Below are 6,150 nucleotides of genomic sequence, written 5' to 3'. Positions count from 1 at the left end.
GCCGGTAGGCGGTGCCGACCGGCGGGGGGGGCGCGGGGGCGGCCCCGCGGTCGCCCCGGGGGGGGCGGGGGGCGGTAGGCGGGCGCCCCCGGCCCCCGTCCGGAACGCCCCTTCCCCCTGCCGACTCAACGGCGTCTCGGCTTCCGTCGCGGCGGCCGGCCCGCTGCCCGTGCGGGGCCGGACCGGCCGTCGTCCGGCGTGCGATCAGGTGGCCCGGGCCGTCACCGGGTGGGTCATGCGCGCCGCCCGCCGTCGACCGACATCGCGATCCCGGTGACGTAGGACGCGGCGTCCGAGCAGAGCCAGACCGCCGCGGCAGCGACCTCCTGCGACGTGGCCATCCGGCCCAGCGGTGTGATCGACTCCTGGAACGCGATCATGTCGGTGCCCGCCGCGACCCGCTCGAACCCGGGCGTGCGGGTCGGACCGGGGCAGACGGCGTTGACCCGGATGCCGGCGGGTGCGTAGTCGACCGCGGCGACCTTGGTGAGTCCGACGATGCCGTGCTTGGCGGCCACGTACGCGGGGGCGGTCGGGATCGCGTACAGACCGCCGTTGGAGGCGATGTTGACGATCGCACCACCGCCTTCGAGCAGGGGCAGCTCGTACTTCATGCACAGGAAGGTCCCGGCCAGGTTGACCCGGACCACTCGCTCGAACTCCTCCAGCGTCATCTGGTCGAGCCGCCGGTGGTGCGAGTCCAGACCCGCGTTGTTCACGGCGAAGTGCAGGCCGCCGTAGGCCGTGACCGTGCGTTCGACGGCCTCCCGGACCGAGCGCTCGTCGGCGATGTCGACGGTGAGGGCCAGCGCCTGACCGCCGTCCGCCCTGATCATCTCGCTGGTCTCGGCCGCCGAGCTCTCGTCGATGTCCAGCACGGCGACCGCGGCGCCGCTGCGGGCGAACTCCAGCGCCGTCGCGCGGCCGATGCCGCTGCCGGCGCCGGTGACCAGCCCCACCTTGCGCGAGACGTCGCTCATGCCGGCTCCTCGTGGTTCGCCCAGGCGACCTTGTACGGGTGCCGCGCCTGCCAGCGCCGGATCAGTTCGTGCAGCCCGGGCGCCTCGAACGCCTTCGCCAGCGCGTCGGTGTCGGCGACGGTGAACCGCACGATCGCGGTCGCGATCAGCGCCGGGACGGCCTCCTCACCGGGGACGGGGATGTGGCGCCGGGAGACGGCCGACTGGACGGACCCGGAGTCGAGCATGACCCGTTCGATGTCCGAGAGGTATTGATCGAGGGCACTGTCGGGGATCGGATCCTCGAAGGAGACGATCATCGTGTGGGTGATCATGCGGCAATTCTCGACGGCGAACGCCGTCCGGGTCCAAGACCGGTTCGGCATCCGGCGATAACCTGGAGGCATGATCGAACTGGAGACCCGTGAGCTGGAGTACTTCCTGGCCGTCGCCGACGAGCTGCACTTCGGCCGGGCCGCCGCCCGGCTCTCGATCGCTCAGCCGGCGCTGTCCAAGGCGATCCGGCGGATCGAGGACCGGCTCGGTGTCGCGCTGTTCGTCCGCTCCAGCCGGCACGTCGGGCTGACCCCCGCCGGTGAGGCGCTGCGGGAACACGGGCGGCACGCGCTCAACGCGGTGAGCGCTGCCGTACAGAGCGCCCGGCGCGCCGGTGACGCCGGGACCCGGCTGCGGCTCGTGCTCAAGCCCGGCGGCGACGCGGGCCTGCTGTCGGGGATCCTCGCCGCGTACGCCCAGCAGCCCGACGCCCGCCAGGTGGACATCCTGTTCAGCGGTCCCGCCGACCGCTCGGACCTCCTGCGCGGCGGCCGGGCCGACGTCGGGCTGCTCTACGTACCGTTCGACGATCTGGACGGTCTGGACCACGAGACGCTGCACTGCGAGGACCGCGTGGCAGTCGTCCCCGCCGGGCACCGCCTGGCCGGGCACGCCGCGGTGCGCCTGTCGGAGCTGGAGGGCGAGACGCTGCCGCGCTGGAAGGGGGTTCCCGGGGGTGACGGCACGGGTCCGGAGGTCACCGACGTGGTGCAGCTGTTCCAGATGATCACGGTGGGCCGGATGATCGGAGTGCTGCCCCGGTCTCTGGTCGAACCGGTCCCCGACGGGATGGTCGGCCTGCCGGTGTCCGACGCGCCGCCCAGCCGCCTCGTCCTCGCGTGGAACGCGCGGGACCGCCGGCCGCTCGTCGCGTCCTTCGTCGCCGCCGCGCTGCGGTCGCGCCGGCCCGCGCCCGGCACCGGACCCGTACGGGAGACACCGCCCGGCACCGGACCCGTACGGGAGACACCGCCCGGCGCCGACCGCTCCGGTGCCACCACACGGTGATCCCGAAGGCGGGATGCGGCGCCCGGCCGCCGCACCCCGGGCGACATTCCCGTTACCGAGCGCAACCGGGAACGACGTGTTGCGGGGCGCCCATAATGTGGATATGGCCACAGATCGTCCGGTCGGTGGGCTTGTGAAGCGTCTGTTCCGAAGGACATCACCGACCCCGCGCCGACACAGGGCACTCCGCGGGCGCGGGCTGGCGGCACAGAGCCTCGCGGGGCAGGTGTTCCTGCTGCAAGTGGTGCTGGTGGCGCTGCTCGCCGTGGCCGCGGCGGCCTCCCTGGTCCTCCAGGTCCGGCGGGACAGCACGCAGGAGGCCCGGCAGCGGACCCTGTCGGTGGCCCAGACGTTCGCCAACGCACCCGGCACGGCGGCGGCCCTGGACAGCGCCGATCCGACGGCCGTGCTCCAGCCGCGCGCCGAGGCGATCCGCAAGGCGGCCGACGTGGCGTTCGTCGTCGTCTCGAACACGCGGGGGATCCGCTACACCCACCCGGATCCCCACCTCATCGGCAAGCACATCCTGGGCTCGCACCGCAAGGTGCTGCAGGGCGTTCCCGAGACGACGGAACGCAACGCCAGTGTCGGACCGGCGGTGGACTCGACCGTCCCCGTCTTCCGCAGCGACGGTTCGATCGCCGGCATGGTCGGCGTCGAGATCACGCTCAACCACGTCAACCAGTCCGTCAGCCGCCAGTTGCCGGTCATCCTCGCCGGTGCCGCCGGGGCGCTCCTCCTGGCCGTCGGTGGCGCGGCCCTGGTGAAGCAGCGGCTGTCCCGCCAGACCCGCGGCCTCGGCCCCGCCGAGATGACGCGGATGTACGAGCACCACGACGCGGTGCTGCACTCCGTCCGCGAGGGGGTGCTGATCACCGACGAGCGGGGGCGGCTGGTCCTGGCGAACGACGAGGCGCGCAGGCTGCTCGACCTCCCGTCGGAGGCCGAAGGGGCTCCGGTCGCCGAGGCCGGCCTGCACCCCCGGATCGCCGGGCGCCTGGAGTCCGGCGATCCGGCCACCGACGAGGTGGTGCCGGTGGGAGAGCGGCTGCTCGCGGTGAACGTGCGGCCCACCGGCGGCGCCGACGGCCCGTCGGGCATGGTCGCCACCCTGCGGGACACCACGGAGCTGCGGGCGGTGGCGGGGCGGGCGGAGGCGGTGCGCGAGCGGCTGCTGCTCGTCTACGAGGCGGGCGCGCGCATCGGCACCACGCTCGACGTGGCCACGACCGCGCGGGAACTGGCCCAGGTGGCCACCCCGCGGTTCTCCGACTTCGCCAGCGTCGACCTGGCCGAGGCGGTGTTCCGGGGAGAGGAGCCGGGCGAATCGGACGGCAGGGTCGTGCAGATGCGCCGGGCCGCTCTCACGGCGCTGCGCGACGACCACCCCTTCTACGCGCTGGGCCGGGTGACCGGCATCGTGCCCACCAGCACCGCCGCCCTGGGCGGCAGCCACCGGCATTCCCTGCCGGAGACGGACCTGGGGGCGGCCCTGAGCTGGCATCGACACGACCCGGAGGGCACCGCGCGCGTCCTGGCCTACGGCTTCCACAGTGTCCTGTCCGTCCCCCTGCACGCGCGGGGCGTGGTCCTCGGCATGGTCAGCTTCTGGCGTTCGGAGAACCCGGCCGCCTTCGACGAGGACGACGAGGCGTTCGCCCAGGAGCTGGCGACCAGGGCGGCGGTGTGCATCGACAACGCCCGCCGTTACACCCGTGAGCACCAGACGGCGGTGACCCTGCAGCGCAGTCTGCTGCCGAGCGGGCTGCCCCGGCAGAGCGCGCTCGACATCGCCCACCGGTATCTGCCGGCCGAGGCCTCGGTGGGCGGGGACTGGTTCGACGTCATCCCGCTGCCGGGGACCCGGGTCGCGCTGGTGGTGGGCGACGTGGTGGGCCACGGCCTGCACGCCGCCGCCACCATGGGGCGGCTGCGGACCGCCGTGCACAACTTCGCCACCCTCGACCTGCCCGCCGAGGAACTCCTGGCACACCTGGACGAGTTGGTCTCCCGGATCGACCAGGAAGGCACCGCCGACAGCACCGGGGCCACCGGGGCCACCTGCCTCTACGTGATCTACGACCCGGTGGCGGGCCGGTGCTCGATGAGCCGGGCGGGGCACCCCGGCCCCGCGCTGGTCATGCCCGACGGCGCCGTGCGGTTCCCGGACAGTCCCGCGGGCGTTCCCCTCGGTGTCGGTGGCCTGCCGTTCGAGGCGGTGGAGTTCGACGTGCCCGAGGGCAGCCGGCTCGTGCTGTTCACGGACGGTCTCGTCGAGACCCGCGGCCGGGACATCGACGACGGCATCGAGTTGCTGCGGCAGAGCCTCGCCCGGGCCGGGCGCACCCCCGAGGAGACGTGCCGGGAGGTGCTGGCGACGCTGCTGACGGGGCCGCCCGAGGACGACGTGGCGCTCCTCGTCGCCGCCACCCGGGTCCTGGACCCGTCACGGGTGGCGACCTGGGAGGTACCGCGCGACCCCGCCGCCGTCGGGCACGTCCGCCGTGAGGTCGCCGACCGGCTCGCCGCCTGGCGACTGGACGAGGAGGCCTTCGTCACCGAGCTGATCCTGAGCGAACTGCTCACCAACGCGGTGCGCTACGGCACCGACCCGGTCCGGGTGCGGCTGCTCCACGACCGGACGCTGATCTGCGAGGTCTCCGACGGCAGCAGCACGGCACCGCACCTGCGGTACGCGGCGACGACCGACGAGGGCGGCAGGGGCCTCTTCCTCGTGGCCCAGCTCGCCGACCGATGGGGAACGCGCTACACGGAGACGGGGAAGGTCATCTGGTCGGAGCAGAGACCGGCAGGACAGGCGAGACCGGGCTGACCGCCCGGGGGCGCGCTCCGCAACGGCACCCCGAAGGCCGTGCTCGTGCCTTCGGGCGCCCGGTGTGCACGCACGTGTGAGACGGCCGGCGAGGGCGAGAAGCCGCTCGGCCACGGAAGTTTGGTCCGGGCGGACCGAGGGCGGTGCGCAGGTCCACCGACCGGATCGAACTGAACGAACCGATGGTCAGCAGGCCTCGTCTCGGGGGAAGATGGCCGCCATGACGGATGACGGCCTTTCCATCGACCCCGGCAAGCCGAGTATCGCGCGTGTCTACGACTACCTGCTCGGCGGCAAGGACAACTACGCCGTGGACCGGGAGATCGGGGACGTGTTCAAGCGTGATCTTCCCGGTTCGGTGGCCATCGCCTTCGCCAACCGGTCCGCCCTGACGCGGGCCGTCGCCCAGATCGCGACGACCACCGGGGTGAGGCAGTTCATCGACCTGGGCAGCGGGCTGCCGACCGCCGACAACGTCCACCAGGTCGCGCAGCGGTACGCGGCGGACTCCCGGGTGGTGTACGTCGACATGGACCCGCAGGTGCTGGTCCACGGCCGTGCCCTGCTGGAGCAGGACGAGCGGACCCGGGTCATCGCGGCCGACGTACGCGACCCCGAGGGCGTCCGCAACCACCCGGACACCCTGGAACTGATCGACTTCGACCGCCCCGTGGCGGTCGTCTTCAGCGCGATCCTCCATCACGTGAACGACGAGGAGGACCCCGCGGGCATCGTCCGCTACTGGCGCGAGCAGGTGCCCTCCGGAAGCTACTTCTTCGTCAGCCACTTCCGCTCCGGCCGCAACCCGGAGACGGTGGAGGCCGAGAAGGTGCTCCAGCAGACGTTCGGCCGCGGCCGGTGGCGCACGGACGAGGAGATCGCCTCCCTGCTGGACGGCCTGGAGATCCTGGACCCCGGGATCGTCCCCGCCTCCCTGTGGCGTCCCGACGGCGAGCGGGACCTCACCGTCTGGGAACGGCTCATAGCAGCCGGGCTGGCCCGGAAGGCGTAGCG

Annotated in this window: 5 protein-coding genes; 3 read left to right on the top strand and 2 right to left on the bottom strand. The window is 73.2% G+C overall.

The features are described 5' to 3' along the window. Positions 1 to 233: 233 nt before the first annotated feature. Both ACFC02_RS31175 and ACFC02_RS31170 read right to left on the bottom strand, forming a co-directional pair. Positions 234 to 980 (bottom strand): SDR family NAD(P)-dependent oxidoreductase, encoded by a 747-nt coding sequence (locus ACFC02_RS31175; RefSeq protein WP_376364556.1) that lies wholly within the window; start codon positions 978 to 980, stop codon positions 234 to 236. Continuing rightward, positions 977 to 1,294 carry a hypothetical protein gene (locus ACFC02_RS31170; protein WP_376364553.1) on the bottom strand — a complete coding sequence of 106 codons (318 nt, stop codon included), beginning with the start codon at positions 1,292 to 1,294 and terminating at the stop codon, positions 977 to 979. Before ACFC02_RS31170 ends, ACFC02_RS31175 begins: the two co-directional genes overlap by 4 nt. A 70-nt stretch (positions 1,295 to 1,364) precedes the next feature. Here ACFC02_RS31170 and ACFC02_RS31165 point away from each other — a divergent pair, with 70 nt between their 5' ends. The 3 genes from ACFC02_RS31165 to ACFC02_RS31155 all read left to right on the top strand — a co-directional run bounded on the left by ACFC02_RS31165 (position 1,365) and on the right by ACFC02_RS31155 (position 6,148). Next, positions 1,365 to 2,303, top strand: a complete 939-nt coding sequence (locus tag ACFC02_RS31165; protein WP_376364550.1) for a LysR family transcriptional regulator — start codon at positions 1,365 to 1,367, stop codon at positions 2,301 to 2,303. A 103-nt stretch (positions 2,304 to 2,406) separates the two neighbouring features. Next, on the top strand, positions 2,407 to 5,136 hold the full coding sequence (locus tag ACFC02_RS31160; RefSeq protein ID WP_376364547.1) for a SpoIIE family protein phosphatase: 2,730 nt from the start codon (positions 2,407 to 2,409) through the stop codon (positions 5,134 to 5,136). A gap of 220 nt (positions 5,137 to 5,356) precedes the next feature. Next, positions 5,357 to 6,148 carry an SAM-dependent methyltransferase gene (locus tag ACFC02_RS31155; RefSeq protein ID WP_376364544.1) on the top strand — a complete coding sequence of 264 codons (792 nt, stop codon included), beginning with the start codon at positions 5,357 to 5,359 and terminating at the stop codon, positions 6,146 to 6,148. Positions 6,149 to 6,150 lie beyond the last annotated feature (2 nt).

It is taken from the genome of Streptomyces sp. NPDC056160 (genome assembly GCF_042268205.1).
In the GTDB taxonomy this organism is placed as follows: domain Bacteria; phylum Actinomycetota; class Actinomycetes; order Streptomycetales; family Streptomycetaceae; genus Streptomyces.
This window is presented reverse-complemented; position numbering and strand designations above follow the sequence as displayed.